The organism is Bradyrhizobium sp. 31Argb, from assembly GCF_043638955.1.
Taxonomy (GTDB): Bacteria; Pseudomonadota; Alphaproteobacteria; order Rhizobiales; family Xanthobacteraceae; genus Bradyrhizobium.
The window spans coordinates 50,041-69,688 of sequence record NZ_JBEGDB010000003.1 but is presented as its reverse complement, the minus strand read 5'-3'; the positions used below and the strand labels follow the sequence as shown (position 1 = coordinate 69,688).

16 protein-coding genes, 1 tRNA gene and 1 pseudogene are annotated in these 19,648 nt (G+C 60.9%); 12 read left to right on the top strand and 6 right to left on the bottom strand.

Translation table 11 applies throughout. The annotated features are described in order from the left end of the window. Positions 1 to 469 precede the first annotated feature (469 nt). From fdnG to selD, 5 genes are all read left to right on the top strand, one after another. A complete protein-coding gene (fdnG, locus tag AAFX91_RS01265; protein ID WP_394565319.1) occupies positions 470 to 3,541 on the top strand; it encodes a formate dehydrogenase-N subunit alpha in 3,072 nt (1,023 codons plus the stop codon). An 11-nt stretch (positions 3,542 to 3,552) separates the two neighbouring features. Then, positions 3,553 to 4,464: a formate dehydrogenase subunit beta gene (fdxH, locus tag AAFX91_RS01260; protein WP_394565318.1), complete on the top strand. Its 912-nt coding sequence runs from the start codon at positions 3,553 to 3,555 to the stop codon at positions 4,462 to 4,464. Continuing rightward, the gene (locus tag AAFX91_RS01255) at positions 4,461 to 5,147 is read left to right on the top strand and encodes a formate dehydrogenase subunit gamma (RefSeq protein ID WP_394565317.1); all 687 of its coding nucleotides are present in this window, start codon (positions 4,461 to 4,463) and stop codon (positions 5,145 to 5,147) included. The genes fdxH and AAFX91_RS01255 overlap by 4 nt, the downstream gene beginning before the upstream one ends. Positions 5,148 to 5,218: 71 nt before the next feature. Continuing rightward, positions 5,219 to 6,076: a formate dehydrogenase accessory protein FdhE gene (gene fdhE / locus AAFX91_RS01250; RefSeq protein ID WP_394565316.1), complete on the top strand. Its 858-nt coding sequence runs from the start codon at positions 5,219 to 5,221 to the stop codon at positions 6,074 to 6,076. Positions 6,077 to 6,079: 3 nt separating this feature from the next. Further along, on the top strand, positions 6,080 to 7,126 hold the full coding sequence (selD, locus tag AAFX91_RS01245) for a selenide, water dikinase SelD (protein ID WP_394565315.1): 1,047 nt from the start codon (positions 6,080 to 6,082) through the stop codon (positions 7,124 to 7,126). Between the two features lie 13 nt (positions 7,127 to 7,139). Here selD and AAFX91_RS01240 read toward each other — a convergent pair. From AAFX91_RS01240 to selA, 3 genes are all read right to left on the bottom strand, one after another. Continuing rightward, positions 7,140 to 7,235 (bottom strand) — tRNA-Sec (locus tag AAFX91_RS01240). After that, positions 7,188 to 9,185, bottom strand: a complete 1,998-nt coding sequence (gene selB, locus AAFX91_RS01235; RefSeq protein WP_394565329.1) for a selenocysteine-specific translation elongation factor — start codon at positions 9,183 to 9,185, stop codon at positions 7,188 to 7,190. The genes AAFX91_RS01240 and selB overlap by 48 nt, the downstream gene beginning before the upstream one ends. Before the next feature lie 3 nt (positions 9,186 to 9,188). Beyond that, the gene (gene selA, locus AAFX91_RS01230; RefSeq protein WP_394565314.1) at positions 9,189 to 10,610 is read right to left on the bottom strand and encodes an L-seryl-tRNA(Sec) selenium transferase; all 1,422 of its coding nucleotides are present in this window, start codon (positions 10,608 to 10,610) and stop codon (positions 9,189 to 9,191) included. A 246-nt stretch (positions 10,611 to 10,856) separates the two neighbouring features. On the opposite strand from selA, the gene AAFX91_RS01225 reads away from it, so the two are divergent. Further along, a complete protein-coding gene (locus AAFX91_RS01225; protein WP_394565313.1) occupies positions 10,857 to 11,663 on the top strand; it encodes an NAD-dependent protein deacetylase in 807 nt (268 codons plus the stop codon). Between the two features lie 30 nt (positions 11,664 to 11,693). On the opposite strand, the gene AAFX91_RS01220 is transcribed toward AAFX91_RS01225, so the two are convergent. The 3 genes from AAFX91_RS01220 to flgF form a co-directional block, all read right to left on the bottom strand. Continuing rightward, complete coding sequence (locus AAFX91_RS01220) at positions 11,694 to 12,449, bottom strand: ThuA domain-containing protein (RefSeq protein ID WP_394565312.1); 756 nt, start codon at positions 12,447 to 12,449, stop codon at positions 11,694 to 11,696. A gap of 134 nt (positions 12,450 to 12,583) precedes the next feature. Further along, positions 12,584 to 13,915, bottom strand: coding sequence for a flagellar protein export ATPase FliI (fliI, locus tag AAFX91_RS01215; protein WP_394565311.1), 1,332 nt, complete (start codon positions 13,913 to 13,915; stop codon positions 12,584 to 12,586). 29 nt (positions 13,916 to 13,944) lie between these two features. Then, positions 13,945 to 14,676, bottom strand: a complete 732-nt coding sequence (gene flgF / locus AAFX91_RS01210; RefSeq protein WP_394565310.1) for a flagellar basal-body rod protein FlgF — start codon at positions 14,674 to 14,676, stop codon at positions 13,945 to 13,947. A gap of 310 nt (positions 14,677 to 14,986) precedes the next feature. Here flgF and motA point away from each other — a divergent pair, with 310 nt between their 5' ends. The 6 genes and pseudogenes from motA (at position 14,987) to flhB (ending at position 19,613) form a co-directional block, all read left to right on the top strand. Next, on the top strand, positions 14,987 to 15,832 hold the full coding sequence (gene motA / locus AAFX91_RS01205) for a flagellar motor stator protein MotA (protein WP_394565328.1): 846 nt from the start codon (positions 14,987 to 14,989) through the stop codon (positions 15,830 to 15,832). Then, positions 15,832 to 16,767, top strand: a complete 936-nt coding sequence (locus tag AAFX91_RS01200; protein WP_394565309.1) for a flagellar motor switch protein FliM — start codon at positions 15,832 to 15,834, stop codon at positions 16,765 to 16,767. Before motA ends, AAFX91_RS01200 begins: the two co-directional genes overlap by 1 nt. Further along, the gene (locus AAFX91_RS01195; protein ID WP_130577363.1) at positions 16,748 to 17,029 is read left to right on the top strand and encodes a hypothetical protein; all 282 of its coding nucleotides are present in this window, start codon (positions 16,748 to 16,750) and stop codon (positions 17,027 to 17,029) included. The genes AAFX91_RS01200 and AAFX91_RS01195 overlap by 20 nt, the downstream gene beginning before the upstream one ends. 51 nt (positions 17,030 to 17,080) lie before the next feature. Continuing rightward, positions 17,081 to 17,478: pseudogene (gene fliN / locus AAFX91_RS01190) on the top strand (flagellar motor switch protein FliN). A gap of 11 nt (positions 17,479 to 17,489) precedes the next feature. Further along, complete coding sequence (locus AAFX91_RS01185; RefSeq protein WP_394565308.1) at positions 17,490 to 18,524, top strand: flagellar motor switch protein FliG; 1,035 nt, start codon at positions 17,490 to 17,492, stop codon at positions 18,522 to 18,524. A 12-nt stretch (positions 18,525 to 18,536) separates the two neighbouring features. Then, on the top strand, positions 18,537 to 19,613 hold the full coding sequence (flhB, locus tag AAFX91_RS01180; protein WP_394565307.1) for a flagellar biosynthesis protein FlhB: 1,077 nt from the start codon (positions 18,537 to 18,539) through the stop codon (positions 19,611 to 19,613). Positions 19,614 to 19,648 lie beyond the last annotated feature (35 nt).

The following is a 19,648-nucleotide window of genomic DNA, read 5'->3' as shown; positions in this document are numbered from 1 at the left end:
GCCCGATGACCCGGTTTTCGCCGAAATGCGGGATACGATAAACTCGGCGACCCCCGTCGTCCCGGGCTTGACCCGGGCCCCATAACCACAGGCCTCTGTGGTGCGCTCCGCTGCAACCAATTGCTCCCGCCACAACACCTCTCTGTGGCTATGGGTCTCTGCATTCGCAGGGACGACAGCGGTGCGAGGTTCGACGATAATCGTAGGATGGGTAGAGCGCAGCGAAACCCATCATTCGCGTGGAGAGGTCTGCGCGGATGATCTTCGAGCTATGCTGGCATTGCACTGCGACCTGACGATGAGACATCGCCTTTCGAAAACGCACGAATGAAAGCGGTAGAGGGGCTGACGCAGTCGAGGATTGTTGATCTATGCTGGGTTGACCGCCCTGTTTTCTCTTGTGAGAACGCGGCCCCAACTTACTATTATTATGGGTGTAAGGTTTGTGGCGCGGGTTCGGAGGATGACAATGAATTTGAGTCGTCGCGGATTCATCAAACTCACCGGCACCAGCCTTGCAGCCTCCAGCGTCGGTGCACTCGGCTTTGGCTATACCGGCGAGGCGCTCGCCGCCGCGGTTCGGCCGTACAAATTGGCGGCCGCGACCGAGACCCGCAACACCTGCACCTATTGCTCTGTCGCCTGCGGCATACTGATCTACAGCATGGGCGACCGTGCCAAGAATGCGCGATCCAACATCATCCATATCGAGGGCGATCCGGATCATCCGGTGAACCGCGGGACGCTTTGTCCGAAAGGCGCGGGCCTCTTGGACGTCGTTCATGCGCCGACGCGGCTGAGAGCGCCGCGCTATCGCGCTCCCGGTAGCAACGCGTTCAAGGAAGTCAGCTGGGACTTCGCGCTCGACCGTATCGCGCGGCTGATGAAGGACGACCGCGACAAGAATTTCATCGCCAAGAACGCCGCCGGCACGACCGTGAATCGATGGACCAGCACCGGCATGCTGGCTGCGTCTGCGTCGTCGACCGAGACCTCCTACGCGACATGGAAGGTCGTGCGCGCGCTCGGCATGGTGGTTTTCGACAACCAGGCGCGTGTCTGACACGGACCGACGGTGGCCAGTTTGGCCCCATCATTCGGTCGCGGTGCGATGACCAACACCTGGCAGGACATCAAGAATGCCAATGTGGTGATCGTGATGGGCGGTAACGCCGCTGAAGCGCATCCGTGCGGCTTCAAATGGGTGATCGAAGCCAAGATCGAGAACGGCGCCAAACTGGTGGTTGTCGATCCCCGCTTCACGCGCACCGCTTCGGTCGCTGACATGTATGCGCCGATCCGTCCGGGCACCGACATTGCGTTCCTGAACGGGCTGATCCGTTACTTGCTGGAAAAGAATGCGATCCAGCATGAATATGTGAAGCACTACACCAACGCCGGCCTGATCGTGAAGGAGAGTTTCGGATTCGCGGATGGGCTCTTCAGCGGCTATGACGAGGAGAAGAAGACCTACGATAGATCGAGCTGGGATTTCGAGCTCGACGAACAGGGCTTCGCCAAGGTTGACGACACCTGGCAGAATCCGCGCTGCGTCATCAACTTGATGCGCCAGCATGTCGATCGCTATACGCCGGAGATGGTGTCGCGTATCAGCGGCACGCCGCAGGACAAGCTTCTGCAGGTCTATGAGCTGATCGCCACCACGGCGGCGCCCGATAAGGCACTGACATGCCTGTTCGCGCTCGGCTGGACGCAGCATTCCGTCGGCTCGCAGAATATCCGCACCATGGCGATGGTCCAATTGCTGCTCGGCAATATCGGCGTCGCCGGCGGCGGCATGAACGCGCTGCGCGGCCATTCCAACATTCAGGGCCTGACGGATGTCGGTCTGCTGTCGAACCAGATTCCCGGCTATCTGTATCTGCCGACGGATCAGGAGACGACCTTCGAGGACTACATGAAGACGCGGCAGTACAAGCCGCTGCGTCCCGGTCAGGTCAGTTATTGGCAGAACTACCGAAAATTCATTGTCAGCTTCCAGAAAGCGATGTTCGGCGAGTCTGCGACATCGGACAATGACTGGGCCTATGACTGGTTGCCCAAGCTCGACGTTCCCCTCTACGACATCATCCGCGCGTTCGAAATGATGAACCAGGGCGAGATGAACGGTTACATCTGCCAGGGCTTCAATCCGTTGCAGGCATTCCCGGATCGCGGCAAGATTCGCCGCGGCCTCAGCAAGCTGAAATTCCTGGTGACGATGGATCCGCTGGACACGGAGACCTCGCGGTTCTGGGAAAATTTCGGGCCCCAGAATCCCGTTGATCCGTCCCAGATCCAGACCGAAGTCTTCCAGTTGCCGACGACCTGCTTTGCCGAAGAGAACGGCTCACTGGTCAATTCCGCGCGCTGGCTGCAATGGCACTGGAAGGCTGCCGAGCCGCCGGGCGACGCGAAGTCGGATATCTGGATCATGAGCGGCATCTATCATCGTATGCGCGAGCTGTACCGCAAGGAGGGCGGCGCATTCCCGGATCCGATCCTCAACATGACCTGGAATTATACCGACCCGACCAGCCCCGATCCGGAGGAATTGGCGAAGGACATGAACGGCCGGGCGCTGGTCGATCTCAAGGACGCGACCGGCGCGGTGACGGTGGCTGCGGGCAAGCTGCTCGACGGCTTCGCGCAACTGCGCGACGACGGCACTACGGCAAGCGGCTGCTGGATCTTCACGGGTTGCTACACCGAGAAGGGCAACCAGATGGCGCGGCGCGACGCCAGCGATCCACGGGAGCAGGGTATCGCTCCGAACTGGGCCTGGGCGTGGCCGGCCAATCGGCGAATTCTCTACAATCGCGCCAGCGCCGATCTCAATGGCAAGGCGTGGAATCCGGAGAAGCCCATCATCGAATGGAATGGCAAGCAGTGGGTCGGCATTGATGTTCCCGACTACACGCCGACGACGAAGCCGTCCGATGGCGTCGGTCCGTTCATCATGAATGCCGAAGGCACCGGACGATTGTTCGCGCGCGACCAGATGGTGGATGGTCCGTTCCCTGAGCACTATGAGCCGCTGGAGTCGCCATCTCAAAATGTCCTCCATCCGAAGGTGAGGTCCAATCCGGTGGCGCGCGTGTTTGCCGATGATCGCGCAGATTTCGGCACCTCGTCCGAATTTCCGTATGTCGGCACCACCTATCGGCTCACCGAGCATTTCCATTTCTGGACCAAGCACGCGCTCATCAACGCAATCCTCCAGCCGGAGGAGTTCGTCGAGATTGGCGAAGCGCTGGCCAAGGAAAAGGGCATCGACCAGGGCGGCTGGGTGCGAGTGTCCTCGAAGCGCGGCTTCATCGTCTGCAAGGCTTACGTCACCAAGCGCATCAAGCCTTTGACGGTCGACGGGAAACCGACACATGTGATCGGCGTGCCCCTGCACTGGGGTTTCACGGGGCAGGCGCGAAAGGGATTCGGCGCCAATACGCTGACTCCTTCAGTGGGCGATGCGAACACGCAGACGCCGGAATTCAAGGCGTTCCTGGTGAACGTCGAAAAAGCAACCGGTCCGGCGGCCTGAAGGAGCGATCAATGGCAGACCTACAGTCCCAGGACTACATTCGGCGCTCAGCGACGACCTTGACGCCTCCCGCAGCGCGCAACTACGAGCAACAGGTTGCAAAACTCATCGATGTGACGCGTTGCATTGGCTGCAAGGCCTGCCAGTCGGCATGCATGGAATGGAACAACCTTCGTCCCGAAGTCGGATATTTCGAAGGCTCTTACGAAAATCCGATGGATCTAGGCCCAGAAGTCTGGACGCTGATGCGTTTCAACCAATGGGAGAATGAAAAAGGCGATCTGGAGTGGCTGATCCGCAAGGATGGCTGCATGCACTGCGAAGATCCCGGTTGTCTCAAAGCCTGCCCGGCGCCCGGCGCTATCGTGCAATATGCGAATGGGATCGTGGATTTTGTCAGCGACGCCTGCATCGGCTGCGGCTATTGCGTGAAAGGGTGTCCGTTCAATATTCCGCGCATCAGCCAGACCGATCACAAGTCCTACAAATGCACGCTGTGCTCGGATCGGGTGTCGGTGGGGCTGGAGCCGGCTTGCGTCAAGACCTGCCCGACAGGCGCGATCATGTTCGGGACGAAGAGCGACATGACGGATTGGGCTCAAGAGCGGATCAAGGATCTGAAATCGCGCGGCTTCGAGAATGCCGGGCTTTACGATCCTCCGGGCGTCAGCGGCACGCACGTGATGTATGTTCTGCATCACGCCGATAAGCCATCGATTTATTCGGACTTGCCGGAACAGCCGCATATCAGTGATTTCGTCAGCTTCTGGAAGGGGCTGATCAAGCCCGTCGCGCTCGCCGGTCTTGCGTTCACCGCGCTGGCCGGATTCTTCCACTGGATCACGGTCGGGCCGAATGACGTGCAGCCTGAAGATGAAGCCGAAGCGGAGCGGCTGTTGCGTTCAGCGGAGAAGCCGCGATGACATATCCCAGCGGCACCATCATCCGCTATTCGGCGGCCAGCCGGATCAACCACTGGATCACCGGTGGCTGTTTCGTGCTTCTGGTGTTGTCGGGCCTGGCGATGTTTCATCCAATGCTGTTCTTCTTGTCGAACCTGTTCGGCGGCGGCCAATGGACGCGCGCCGCGCATCCATGGATCGGCGTTGTTCTGTTCATCAGTTACACCGGGTTGATCATTCAGTTCTGGCGCGATGAAATGTGGACGCGCGACGATCTCGCCTGGACTGGGGCCATCACCCGCGTTCTCGTCAATGAGGAAGACGGCGTCCCGGCAGTCGCGCGATTCAATGCCGGCCAGAAGTTCGTGTTCTGGGCCATGGCTCTGCTGGTGCCGGTTCTGTTCTTTAGCGGCCTTGTAATCTGGGAAGTCTATTTTTCGTCGTACACGACGATCGAGCAGCAGCGGATCGCCGTGCTGATCCATAGCCTGGCGGCCATCGGGGCGATCATCGTATGGATCATCCACGTCTATGCCGGCCTCTGGATCAGAGGCTCGATGCGGGCCATGACCCAAGGCTATGTCACGCTGGGCTGGGCATATCGGCACCATCGCAAGTGGTTCACACGTTTGGCAGAAACAGGGTCGAAAGGACCGGTGCCTCGCGTAAGCCATGACACTCCATCGATAAGGAGCGGTTCGTGAGGCAAGGCGAAGTCGCACCGCAGGGAAAATGGGAGGGCGTTCTCGGAGGCGTCAAAGCTCCGGAGGCGATCGTGCTTGCCGATCCGTTGAAAAGATTCGCCAATACATCCACTCGGCTCGCTGCGTTGGCGCCCGGGCATCCGATGGAAGACTGGCTGCGTTTCATGTCGCACCTCGCTCGGGCTCAGCAGGCCGCGGCGATCACCGCGAAGTCTCCCGTGCCCCCCGACCGATTTGCTGTCGAACAGGCGGTCGAAGCCCGCATGCCGCCGCTCGCTGCGGATGGACATCGCAGAGATTCTGCCTGGCGCGACGGCTTGACGGCATTACTGGATAATTTCGACGACGCATCTGCGCCGCCACAAGCGCTGGCGGTCATGGCGGAACTGCGCGCAAGCGACGCCGCCACGCTCGAGCGGTTGGCCGATGCATTCCTTCACGGCCACGTCGGAGCTTCGCAGGCCGGCGCGGCGCTCTACATTGCCGCCGCATTGCAGGTCTATTTCACGCGCATGGCGGCGAGCCTGCCCGCATCGTCGCTTCGTTTGTTGGAGCGCCGCGGACTTTGCCCGTGCTGCGGCTCGACACCCAGCGCAGGTCTGGTGACGGCGTCGGGGCAGACGCCGGGCGTGCGTTATCTTTACTGCTCGCTCTGCTCGACGGCGTGGAATCACGTTCGCGCGGTTTGCATTACTTGCGGCGAATCGCGCTCAGTCGCGCTCGAAGGTATCGAAGGTGACAGCGACGCGGTCAAAGCCGAGACCTGCAACGAATGCCATACCTATGCGAAGATGATCTACCAGAAGCAGGACACCAAGGCCGACCCGTTCGCCGACGATCTCGCGACACTCGGGCTCGATGTGCTTGTCGGCGAAGCCGGCTGGTCGCGTCACGCACCCAATCCATTGCTGCTGACGGGAGAAGGTTGATCCATGTTGACACCATCCGTTCGTTTGACTGATCTTGCCCATGGAGGAGGCTGCGGCTGCAAACTGGCCCCGTCCGTTCTCCAGCAACTTCTCGCCAATCAAGCAGCGGCTGCGCCTTACGCACAGCTCCTCGTCGGCACCGAAACCGGGGATGACGCCGCGGTCTGGCAGATCGACGACAAGACCTGCATTGTCGCAACCACCGACTTCTTCATGCCGGTCGTAGACGATCCGCATGATTTCGGGCGGATCGCGGCGGCGAACGCGATATCCGACGTCTATGCCATGGGCGGAAAGCCGATCATGGCGCTCGCCATTCTCGGCATGCCGCTCGGAAAACTTCCGATCGAAACCGTGCAGGGGATTCTGGGCGGCGGCGCGTCGATCTGCGCTGAGGCCGGCATTCCCATCGCGGGCGGTCATTCGATCGATTCCGTAGAGCCGATCTATGGTCTTGCCGTGATCGGGTTGTGCAGCCCGGATAACGTTCGCAAGAATTCCGGCGCCCGTCCCGGCGACGCGTTGATCCTGACCAAGGGCATTGGCATCGGCATCTATTCGGCCGCCTTCAAGAAACGCGCGCTCTCCGACGAGGCCTATGCGGAGATGATTGCATCAACGACCTTGCTGAACCGGATCGGTCAGGTGCTGGGTGACAACGCGGATGTCCATGGCATCACCGATGTGACCGGGTTCGGCCTGTTGGGGCATGGCCTTGAAATCGCGCGAGGGGCCCGCGTGCGCCTGACGATAGAGCAGAGCCGCATCCCGTTTCTCGAAGCGGCGCAGCGGCTGGCGCTTTCGGGCTACATTACCGGCGCATCCGAGCGCAACTGGGCGAGCTATGGCCAACAGGTGGTGCTGCCACTCGAGTTGCCGTCATGGCGGCGAGCGCTGTTGACCGATCCGCAAACGTCCGGTGGGTTGCTGGTGGCCTGCAAGGCGGATCGAGCTGAGGCGATCTGTGCGATGATCAAAGCGGCCGGTTATCCGCGCGCCAGCATCATTGGATCGGTCGGCGCAGGCGAGCCCGCCATTGAGATCATCTAGGTCATTCAGGAAGTGGCGGAAGAGAGCGGGAGTCGAACCCACCAAAGACAGGCTCGCTGCCTCACTCGGATTTGAAGTCCGAACGCCCCACCGGGGACGATTCTCTTCCCTGTATTTGATCGGTTGAATGCACCAGGGGTCCGAACAAGTCCAGACGATGCCGGTTTATCCGGCGCATGTCATCCTTGTTGACAGTCACGCCATGCCGATCGAAGAAGTCGAGGATCTGGATGGCGACCTTTCGGCCGTTCTCGACACGGTCGCGAAATTGCGCAGCGGTGAAAACGCCGTTCGCGGAACGGCCGGCAAGGTCGGCAACGATGCCCACCATTTCAAGGACCGTGCCGCGCAAGAAGAAATGGTCGTGGGCAATCTCGTCGGCCCAGCCCATCCGGCCGGCCAGCTTCAACAGCCTGCGGATGTCGCGCTCCGGATGCCCCGTTGCGGCTGCGATGTCGCGCACGCGTGGCGGGCGGAAGCGGGCGCCTCCTGCCAGGAGCGGTTGGACCGTGGCCCAGGATTCTTCATCTCTGGGCGAAAGACGCACGGCATGGGTGGGCAAGCGCACAAAGGAGCCGTCGAGGACAACATGACCCATCGACGCCATTTTTTGCAACGCTGCGGCGAATTCCGCCGCCGGCAGCGGCGGCTGGAACATAAGCCGGAGTTTCTCGCGTCCGATCCCTTGCAGATCGGGATTGTCGCGATGGTAGGCGGCGACGTGCTCAGTGAGCTCGGCGAGCACCAATTGCCAACGGTCGGGGGCGAGCGCGAGTCTCGATTCCCGCGTCTCCAGGACAACCAGGTCCAGTGCGTCTTCGATGCGCTTTGCTTCTGTCGCGGACAGCGCGCGGCCTCTTGCAAAGGCGGCGAGGTCCCAGGCGAATGGCGATGTGGCCAGCAGCTTCTTGAAAGCAGTCAGCGGATCGAAAAGCGCAAGGGCGGCACGCTGCGCCCGCCGTTCGGCCGTTCCGCGCCGCCGCTTCGGCGGACGCAGATCGATGAAATAACCGCCGCCCATCGTGCGTTGCGCGGACGCATCGCGGATCACGTAGCGATCCGGAATGGCGGCGGCGATCGGCCGCTCCAGCACGAGTTGAACATCGGCCGTCGCGCCTGGACGAACGGGCTCATCGCCCAGCAGCACGATGCGCGCGCCTATTTCGGTAGAGGCGTGGTGCAACCGGACCGGAAGCCATTGCTTGATCGGTTTGGTCTCGCCCGGCAACAGACGCAGCCTGGCATCGATCCGATCCGCTGGCGCGTGCAGGTCGGGATCCAGCACCACATCGCCTCGATGAATGCTCTCTTTCGTGATGCCTTCGCCGGCGAGATTGAGCGCGCAACGGTCTCCGGCTCGTCCGATCTCCGCCGGTTTGTTCTGAGCATGCAGGGACCGCACGCGCGCAGGCAGGCCCGACGGACTAATGAGGATGTGATCCTCGACGCGAACGGAACCGGACAACACCGTGCCGGTAACGACAACGCCTATCCCCTGGAGGGTAAAGACGCGGTCAACGGCAAGCCGAAAACGGCCCGCCGCCGAACGTTGGGAAACATGCTTTGCCGACGCCGCCAGCCTTGCGCGCAGGTCGTCAATTCCCCGCCCCGTCGGCGCGGACACCGGGACAATGTCGGCTCCCTCAATGGAGGTCCCTCCGATTGCTTCGCGGACTTGTGCGGAGAGATCAGCAAGCCGCTGCGGCGAAACCAGATCGGACTTGGTCAGCGCGACGATTCCGTGCCTGATGCCAAGCAGATCGATGATCGCCAGGTGCTCCAGCGTTTGCGGCATGATGCCGTCATCTGCGGCGATCACGAGCAAGGCGAAGTCAATGCCGCTTGCGCCGGCGAGCATGGTATGTACCAGGCGCTCGTGACCTGGAACGTCGATAAAGCCCAGGATCTCCCCGCCATCGACGGGCAGATAGGCGAAGCCGAGATCGATGGTGATGCCACGCGCCTTTTCTTCCTTCAGCCGGTCGCCATCGACACCGGTCAATGCTTTGACCAACGCGGTCTTGCCATGATCGATATGGCCGGCCGTTCCGATGATCATTGCTCAGGTCGGCGCATCAGGATTCAATTCGGCAGGATTCAATTCGGAAAGCGTGGATACGAATTCATCTTCCTCCGACAGGCAGCGCAAATCCAGCGTCAGGCCATCATCTGCAATTCGTCCGATCACAGGCCGTCGCAACTCGCGCAAGGCGGCCGCCAGTCGGTCGAGCGCGCCGCTTCCGGAGGCGGAGCGAATCACAAGACCTGCGCTGGCGATGGTGTCGAGCGGCAGCGCGCCGGAGCCGATCTGGCTTTCACAATTGCACAAATCCACCGTGTAAGCCTTGCCAACGGCTTGAGCGACGACCGGGCGCAACCGGCCAGCTTGAGCTTCGATATCCGTCTTGGTGCGCGCCAGCAAACGCAAAGTCGGCAATCGCTCGGCCAGCCGATCCGGATCGCGATAGAGCTTCAACGTCGCCTCGATGGCGGCAAGTCTGACCTTGTCGACGCGGAGCGCACGCTTCATCGGATTGCGGTTGATCGCGGCGATCAAGGATGTCTTGCCGACAACGAAACCTGCCTGAGGTCCGCCAAGCAGCTTATCGCCCGAAAATGTCACGAGGCCGGCGCCGGCCGCAACCGCCTCCCGCACCGTCGGCTCCTTTTGCAAACCGTATTTCGAAAGATCGACCAGCGTGCCGGACCCGAGATCGTTCAGCAGCGGAACGTTCGCTTCGCCGGCGATGGTCGCGAGTTCCGCGGCGCCGACTTCAGCCGTGAAGCCCTGGATGCGATAGTTCGACGTATGAACTTTCAGGATGACGCCGGTCCGTTCGCTCAGTGCCGCGCGGTAATCCTTCGCGTGCGTTCGGTTGGTGGTTCCCACTTCGACCATGTTTGCACCGGCCCGCGCCATGATATCAGGCATACGGAAGGCGCCGCCAATCTCGATCAGTTCGCCGCGCGAGACGATCGCTTCGCGCCCTTGAGCCAGCGTGTTGAGGCAGAGCAGAACCGCCGCTGCATTGTTGTTGACGATGGTTGCGTCTTCCGCGCCGGTCAGCTCGCAAAGGAGCTGCCGCACGTGATCATCGCGCTCGCCCCGCTTGCCCGTCGAGAGATCGAATTCGAGTGCGACGGGGCCGCGCATTGCTGCCACAGCCGCCTCGATCGCCTCCTCGGCAAGCGAGGCCCGGCCGAGGTTGGTGTGCAGAATGGTCCCGGTCAGATTGAACACCGAACGCAGTCCTGACATGTCCCGTTCGTTGAGCAGCGCCAAGGCGCGAAGCGCAACGTCCTCGATGCTGGGAGGCGGGGCACCGCTCCTTATCTCGTTCCGGGCGTCGTCGATCGTCGCGCGAATAGCCTCAGTCGACGCCACGCGCCCAAAGCGCTGCAACAGGGCGACAGCCGAATCCGAATTCAAGATCGCCGAGACAGATGGCAGGCTGCGCAGGCTGGCGGATGTCGAATCTTTCATTCGCATTCCGGACATTAGGTGGGGTTGGGAGCAAATGCAGCATTCGAAGGGGCGGTCGTGTCCCCGCCTCTCACAAAAATGTCTATGAAATGGACGTTTTCAATACCTTGCAAGGACCCCCATCGGCCAGGCAGATCGCGTTCCGCCGCGGAGGTGATGTTCAGACCGGACCGTCTCGGAGCCCGGCGCAGAGAGCGTGCGCTCCTACTAGCGCCAGTGATACCGACGCACTAAATATTGCCGACCATGCAAGACCATGCGCTCGAGGACTTCATCAACCGCCACTCACGTCTGTTCGTTCTGACGGGAGCAGGCTGCAGCACCAATTCCGGCATCCCGGACTATCGCGATAGCGACGGCAAGTGGAAGCGGACGCCGCCGGTAACCTTCCAGGCTTTCATTCGAGAGCACGCGACCCAGCAGCGCTATTGGGCACGGAGTTTGATCGGGTGGAGGAGGTTTGGCCGTGCATTACCTAACGACGCCCACCATGCGCTGGCCAAGCTGGAAGCGAAGGGGCGAAGCAAGATTCTCCTGACCCAAAATGTGGATGGGCTTCATCAGGCTGCTGGCAGCAAGCAGGTCATCGATCTGCATGGACGACTTGATATGGTTCGGTGCCTGGGATGCGCGTCGACGACGCCGAGATCGACTTTTCAGGACGAACTGGCTCGCTTGAATGGCGCGTGGCTTGCTTTGGACGCCGCGGACGCTCCGGACGGGGACGCTGACGTTGAGAACGAAGATTTCTCAAGCTTTGTCGTACCGACCTGCCGATTGTGCGGCGGCGTTCTCAAGCCGGATGTCGTCTTCTTCGGCGAAAATGTTCCGCGCGACATCGTCGCCACCGCCAAGAGCGATCTGAACGAAGCCGACGGCATGTTGATCGTCGGTTCCTCGCTTATGGTCTATTCCGGCTTTCGCTTCGCGCAGATGGCGGCTCAAAATGGCCTGCCGATCGCGGCCGTCAATCTCGGTCGGACTCGTGCCGATCACCTGCTCACGCTGAAGATAGAAGATCGCTGCGAGGCGGCGCTTGCCTTCTTGCTGTGAGAAATCCGGCGAGCGTCAGGAGCGACAAAGTTATGGTGACCTTCCGATAGACCAAAGGATGGCGTTCGTAAGGAGGCGTTGGAATCGAGCGTCGCGCCATACTGAAGCCTCGTGGCCCAGCGCCGTATAGAACACTCGCCCCCGGCCGTAAGATCGGGTCCAGGCGAGGGGCCAGCCATAGGACCGTTGATGCACACCCGGCTTGCCAAGGTCCACCGAGTTTTGGTCGAGGCGTAGCAGCACCTGTGATCCGCGATGGTCGAAGTCTCTGATCTGGTAGATCTCGTCCTCGAACTGCAAGGTATCGCCGAGATGCGCCACCAGTGGATTGCCGGGATCAACGACATTGATGGTCACGGCCTGATGCCATGGATGACCATCGAAGTAACCGCCGATCAGATCAAGATAATCCGGCCAAGTGTAGAACGTGTCCGTGGCTGAGTGAACGCCGAGGAAACCACCGCCGGAGCGCACAAAATTGAGAAGAGCTGCTTTTTCAGCGTCCTTCATTGGGAGTTCTCCGGTGGTGAAGAACATCACCCCGGCATAGCGTCTGAGGTTGTCGGTCGAAAACTCGGATATGTCTTCTGTGGCAGTGACCTCAAAGGCGCCGGAACTCCGTCCAAGCTGTGTCAGTATTGACTCGGAAAGCGGTATGACTTCGTGCCGATAGCCGGCGGAGAGTGTGAAATAAAGGATGCGTTCCGGCAACCGCTCTGCACGCGCGCCGAACGGCCGGATTGCCGCCGCGCTGCCGAGGAGCGCTATGAACTCGCGTCGCCTCACGGTCCCTCCCGCAGCCTGCGCAATCACAATCACCCTCGCGCAAAGTGGAAGGGTTTCGAGGCGAACAGGGGAGAGCCGATCGTCGCGCGCATGTACGACACTGCGATGGTCTTGGTGCCCAGAAAGCCAAATCGCTACTCGATTGCGGCCTTGATGAGGTTCAGCAATTCCTGATACGGCTCACGGCTCGGCGGGTCCGACGGCGCTTGCCGCATCAGATCGTAGATCTTCGGAACGAGTTGGACAGCTTGATCGAGTTCGCCGTCGCGACCCGGCTGATAACCGCCCATCAAGCGAAGATCGCGCGTGTCCTCGAAGCGCGCGATCATGGCGCGCAACTTTCGCAGCAAATTGCGTTCGTCCGCGGTCCAGACTTGTTGGGCCAGGCGCGATACCGATGAAAGTACATTGACGGCGGGATAGCGCCCCTGATCTGCGACCTCCCGGTCAAGCACGATGTGCCCATCGAGGGTGCCGCGCACCGTGTCTGCTACCGGCTCATTGTGGTCATCGCCATCGACGAGCACGGAATAAATGCCGGTGATTGAGCCCTGTCCGTCGATGCCGGGTCCGGACCGTTCGAGCAGGCGCGGCAGCTCGCTAAAGACGCTTGGGGCGTAGCCGCGCGCAACCGCGGGCTCGCCGGTGGCCAGCGCGATTTCGCGGGCCGCGTGAGCGAAGCGTGTGACCGAATCGACGATCAGCAGCACCGATTCGCCGCGATCCCGAAAATATTCGGCGATCGTGGTGGCGGTCTTTGCCGCCATCCGGCGCATCATCGGACTTTCGTCGCTCGTGGACACCACCGTGATCGCGCGCGATCGATGGTGAACCAGTGCCTCCTCGAGGAATTCGCGTACCTCGCGGCCGCGTTCGCCGACCAAGGCCGTGACGACGGTGTCGAAGCCCTGGCTTTGCGCAATCATGGATAGCAACGTCGTCTTGCCGACGCCTGACCCGGCAAAAATACCAATGCGCTGCCCGACGCAGAGCGGCGTAAACAGATCCAGCACGCGCACTCCCGTCCGCAACGGCGTGCGCACGCGGGCACGGCTGATGGCGGGCGGTGGGCTCGCATCCGTTGACATCACCCGGTCGCCGACGTGCAACGTGCCAGCGTCGTCGATCGGCTCGGCGAGGGCGTTGAGCACCCGGCCCTTCCAACTTGGATGTGGCGAGATCGTCTTCGGTGGATGACGATAGGCAACGAGACCCAGGCCCGCCCCGATGTGGGAATCGAACGGCTTGGCAGTGACGCCGTTCCCGTCGATACGAACGACCTCGCCGAGTTGTACCTGGCCATCGATTTCGAGCCCGATCAACTCGCCCAGTCTTACGAATCGCGAGAGGCCCGACACGCGGTAATGCGTCGGCGCGACCTCTGAAACGGTGCCGCCCACCCGGACCGTCGGCACGTCCTTGCGGAGCGACGAAAGCGTCGATTCCAGCCGCTCCAGCGCATTCATCGATTACCAGGCTCCTGTGTTGCTGGCCGCTATGCCTTGGACGGTTCGCCAAGCGAGCGAATCGCGTTCTGCATTGTGCCCTCGGAGCCCTCGACGAGCGAGGTGACGCTCTGGAACGCCCGCGACGCGGTGATCAACTGTGTCAGCTCCGACAGCGGGTCGACGTTGGACTCCTCGACAAAGCCCTGCTGGAAGCCGGTGTACATGAAATCGACGACGGGCGTCGCGGCACGGTCCGGAATGACCCCCGAATTGCCGTAGCGCTCCAGCTTTGCGCCCACAGGAATGTCGAACAGGCCGAGCACCCCGACCTGGTTGTTGTTTTGCGTAATGGTCCCGTCTCGCGAGATCGTTAGCGGTCCGCCCTCGGGATCGACGATGATCGGCGTACCGCCTGCATCGAGCACGGGGAACCCTGAAACGGTCTGCAATTCGCCAGTGCGGTTGATCTGCATCCGGCCGTCCCGTGTGTAAGCCTTGCCGGTGGGACCGGTAAACCCCATCCATGTGTTCCCGATGACGGCGACGTCGAGGCTATTCTCGGTCCGCGTCACACTTCCGGGCCTTCGAGAGATGAAGTTTTCTCTGGGAGTCGAGAAGGCGACGGGCTGGGATGCCGCGCGCGACATTGCCGTTTCGAACTTCACTGCGTCGGCGCGGAAAGCGGTCGTCTTCATGTTCGCCAGATTGTTGGCGATGGTCTCAAGCCTCTTTTCGACGGCGACCTGAGCGGAAAGGCTGACATAGAGCGCTGATTGCATACCGGCTATCTTCCGATCTTCAGGTTCGTGCGTGCGGCCTCCTCGGAGATCGAGCCGGATTGCCGGAGATCTCCGATAGTTTGCGATCGTGGGACACCATCGCGGAAGCAACTCCTGCGCGCACACAAGGATTAAGACTGGCTGAAAAATCGACCGGCAAGCTTGTGCGAGGCTGTTCGCGGCGGTCCAGTGACAGCTTCGTGCAAGGATCGCTGCCTAAACGAATGTGTCCCAATTCGGAGCGGTGTGCTTGAGCATTCTTTTTGGCGTCATCGTCACGATCGCGAGCCTGCTGGGCGGCTTCGTGGCGATGGGTGGGCATGTCAGCGTGATCTGGCAGCCGTGGGAGTTTGTGATCATCGCCGGCATGGCGATCGGCACCTATATTGTCGCGAACCCCTGGAAGGTCGTCATCGACACGGGTGTCGCGACCGTACAGGCGCTTACCGTGGCTGTGCCGAAGCAGCGCCACTACCTCGACCTGCTCGGACTTCTGCACGCGCTCATGCGCGAAGTGCGCAACAAGGGGCGCAATGAAGTCGAGGCGCATATTGACGACCCGACATCGTCGGAGATCTTCCAGAACTTTCCGACCGTACTTGCCAACGATTCTCTCGTGCATTTCATTTGCGACTATTTTCGCCTGATCGTCATGGGAAGTGCGCGACCGCATGAAATCGAGGCGCTGATGGACGAAGAGATCGAAACGATCGTTCGCAGCAAACTGAAGCCGTACCATTCTCTGATGATGGTCGCGGAAGGCCTGCCGGCGCTCGGGATCGTGGCTGCGGTCCTGGGCGTCATCAAGGCGATGGGGGCGCTCGATCAGTCGCCCAAGCTTCTCGGTGGCTTGATCGGGGCGGCGCTGGTCGGAACATTTGCCGGAATTGTTCTCTCGTACGGTCTTGTTGCGCCTTTGGCCCACAAGGTCAAAATGGTGCGCGAGCAGCAATGCCGGATGTACATCATCGTCAAGCAGACGCTGCTCGCCTTCATGAACGGCGCGCTGCCGCAGATCGCAATCGAGCATGGCCGCAAGATGATCGGACCTGGCGATCGTCCCTCGATCGACGTGGTCGAAAACGAAACCATCGCCGGCGCCGCAAAGGGCGGCGGTGGTGAACAGGGGGCGAAAGTGGCGGGAGCAAAGGCCTAATGTCGGAAAGCAAGCCGCTGCGGCACGAGCCGGCGCCGGATCAACTGCTCGGGGCTGCCGGAATCTCGGTCGATCGCATGCCGATGCTGCATGTGATCTTCGATCAGATGACCAACCTCTGCGCCGAGAGTCTCCGGTCGATGTCGCCATCGCAGTCGTATTTTTCGCTGACCGGCGTCGGTAGCGACCGTCTTTCCGAGATTCTCGACGGCCGCGAATCGGAGGCGATCGTGGCGGTGTTCTACGCTCAGGCGTGGGACGGCCGAATCCTCATCGGCTTCGATCGCGACTTCGTATGTACAATGGTGGAGCTGTTGTTCGGCTCCGACGGGGCGGAGCCGCCGCTGGACATGCCGCGCGTTTTCTCGAACGTGGAGCTGCATGTTGCCGAAGCGCTGTTCGAACGCTTCGGCAAGGCATTGCAATCGTCGTTCTCGCGCGCTTCGGATGTCCAGTTCAATCTGGAACGCGTCGAGACGCGGATGGATTATCTGGCAATCGGCCGGCTCAACAACATGGCGGTATATGCCAAGATTCTGGTCCAGGGATTGGACCGCGGTGGCGAGATGTTCATCGTCATTCCGCACTCGGTTCTCAATCCTCTCCGCCAGGCGCTCTCGCAGATCGTGTCCGGAGAGTCCGTATCCACGGACCCGAACTGGAGCAAGCAGCTCCACAACGAGATACAGCGCACCGAGGTGGTGCTGAAAGCAGTGCTCGAGGAGCGCTCGCTCACTCTCGGCGAAGTCGCGGGATTCCAGGTGGGTCAGGTGATCGAGCTGAATGCCACGCCGAGCACCCTCGTGAGGCTCGAGTGCAACAATCAGCGGCTGTTCTGGTGCCAAATGGGACAGCTAAACGGGGCCTATTCACTGCAAGTCAAGGAATCGGCGGATCAAAAGCGGGAGTTCATCGATGGCATCCTATCTCGTTGACCTTATTCTCCTGGCGGCGCTGCTTGTCACCACCATCCGTGTGACGAGGATGCACCGGGAGCTCGTTCACCTGCGCGCCAGTCAGGGAGACTTCGCTTTCATTCTGGGCAAGACCACTGAAACCATGGACGACATGGTGCTCATGGTGCGGGAGTTCAGCGCCGATGGAAAGCAGCTCGTCAACATCCTCGGGAGCAAGATCGAAGAGGCGCGCAAGGCAATCATCGATATCGAAACTCGCGCCGATGTGTCCCGCAGGTAGTTATAATTGGCGTGGTCGCCAGAAAACGAAATTGCCGAGAAAGCACGTGAAATGAAGCAGCCATTCGAAGCCGAATCAGCTACCGCGCCGACGCAGAATCCGTCGGAGACGGCCAAGCTGGGAGGAGCCGCGTTCGGAAAACTGGCGGATCTTGCTGCGCGCGCGGCGGAGGAAACCAGCCGACTTACAAACCTCGAGCCGATCCTGCGCATTCCGGTCACTGTCCAGGTTCTTCTTGGCTCGGCGACGATGCCGGTCGCCGATCTGATGAAGCTGGGGCGAGGCGCCGTCATTCCGCTCGATCATCGCGTTGGCGAGCCGGTGGAGGTGGTTGTCAACGGTCGAATCGTGGCGCGCGGCGCGGTCGTCGTCGTGGAGGATGAGAACTCGCGATTCGGCGTGTCCTCACCGAAATCGTCGGAGGATCCCCAGGCGATGCAGAGGCGTAAGGGATCTCCGAATGGCGTTCAATGCACCTGCAAAGCGTAGCTCCGAAGCCAGGCCGCTGAGCGGTACCGAGAAGGTTGCCGCGCTCCTTCTGGCCATGGGCCGGGAGCTCTCCGGCGGCGTTCTAAAGGAATTCGATCCGGAAGAGATCAAGCTCGTCACGCGCGCAGCGGCGGAATTGAAGCCTATTTCAGGTCCCGAGCTCGAGGCGATCATCGAGGAGTTCGCCCAGCACTTCACGACCGGGCCAAACATCTTCGGAACGGTCGGCGAGCTGGAAAAACTGCTCACCGGCGTTCTTCCTCCCGAGCAGGTCACGGACATCATATCGGAGGTGCTCGGCAACAAGACCAAGTCGGTGTGGGGACGGGTCTCTTCCGTGTCCGAAAGCCTGCTGGCCAACTATCTGCTCAAGGAGCATCCGCAAACGGCCGCCTTGATCCTTTCCAGGGTGAAGCCCGCGTGCGCCGCGCGCGTGATGAGCCTGCTGCCGGCGGAGTTGCGGCACAATCTGATGCGCCGCATGCTGAGCCTGAAACCCGTTGTCGAGGAGGCGATGGGGGTCATCGAGAAGACCATGCACGAAGACTTCATGATCAACTTCGGGCGCAACCTCGCATCCGACACCTATCCTCGCATGGCCGACATCATCAACAAGATGGAGCGGACGCAGATGGAGGAATCGCTGAAGAATCTCTCCGAATCGCGACCGAAGTCGGCGGAGATACTGAAGGGGATGCTGTTCACGTTTGACGATATCGTCAATCTCACCGCCAAGGCGCGCATGCTGATCTTCGACCAGGTCCCGACCGATCGCACGGTGACGGCGCTGAAGGGAACGGATACGAGCTTTCGCGAACTCATTCTGTCGTCGCTGGCGTCGCGGACGCGCCGGCTGGTCGAGCACGAGCTCGCCAGCAGCGTCCCTTCGAACCAGCGCGAAATCCTGGAGGCGCGCCGCACGATCACGGACCTTGCGCTCGACATGGCCGGGCGAGGAGAGATCGAGCTCAACCCGGATCAGGAAGATCAGCCGGTATTCACGTAAAGACTGACCGTTATGGCCGAGGGACCCGACAAGGAGAGCAAGACCGAAGAGCCGACGGAAAAGAAGATAAGGGACTCCGTCGAGAAGGGCAAAATTCCGGTCTCGCGTGAAGCGTCGGTCTTCTCGTCCATGATCGCGCTCCTCATCATCCTGAGCTTCCTTACGGTCGACAGTGTCCGGAAACTGGCATCGACGCTGAGCCGGTTGATCGATGATCCCTCCGGGATTCGCATCCGTAACGGTGCGGATGCGGTGGAATTCATGGTCGTCATCGGGGGCAGTTCGGCCGCGCTACTGCTTCCAATCGTGATCGTCTTGGCGATTGCCGGGTTGGCGGCTTCGTTTCTGCAGAACGCTCCGCGTCTGGTGTTCGAGAGGATAACGCCCGACAGCTCACGTATTTCGATTTCCCAAGGATGGGAAAGATTGTTCGGCGGTCAGGGACGCGTCGAGTTCCTGAAGGCCGCTTTTAAGTTTTTTGCCGTAGGCATTGTGGTGAGCATCGTATTGAGGGCCGAGGAGGCTGTGGCCGTGAATTCCTTGTTTAGCGACCCGACCGGCGTTCCGGAACTTATCTTGACGACTGCGATGCGGCTCGTATCGGCAATCAGCATTGCTACTATCGTGCTGGTGGCACTCGATCTCGTCTGGGCACGATTCCACTGGCGGCGTGACCTGCGCATGACACGGCAGGAGCTCAAGGACGAATTCAAGCAGGCCGAGGGTGATCCTCTGGTCAAGTCGCGGCTGCGGTCGTTGGCCCGCGATCGGGCACGAAAGTCGATGCTGGCTGCGGTCCCCCGCGCGACGTTGGTCGTGGCCAATCCCACTCATTATGCGATCGCCCTGAAGTATCGACATGGCGAAGATGCAGCTCCGACCGTGCTTGCGAAGGGGCAGGATCTCATCGCTCTCAAGATCAGGGAAATCGCCGAGCAGAACAATGTGCCGGTCGTGGCGGACAAGATGCTCGCGAGATCCATGTACGGTGCCGCCCAGGTCGACCGCGTGATTCCGCAAGAGTTCTTTCGTCCGGTGGCCGAAATCATCTATTTCCTGCATTCACGCAAGCAGAAGGCGGGTGCGTGAAAAACGCTCCGCATCAACGGCGGAGATCTCACCAG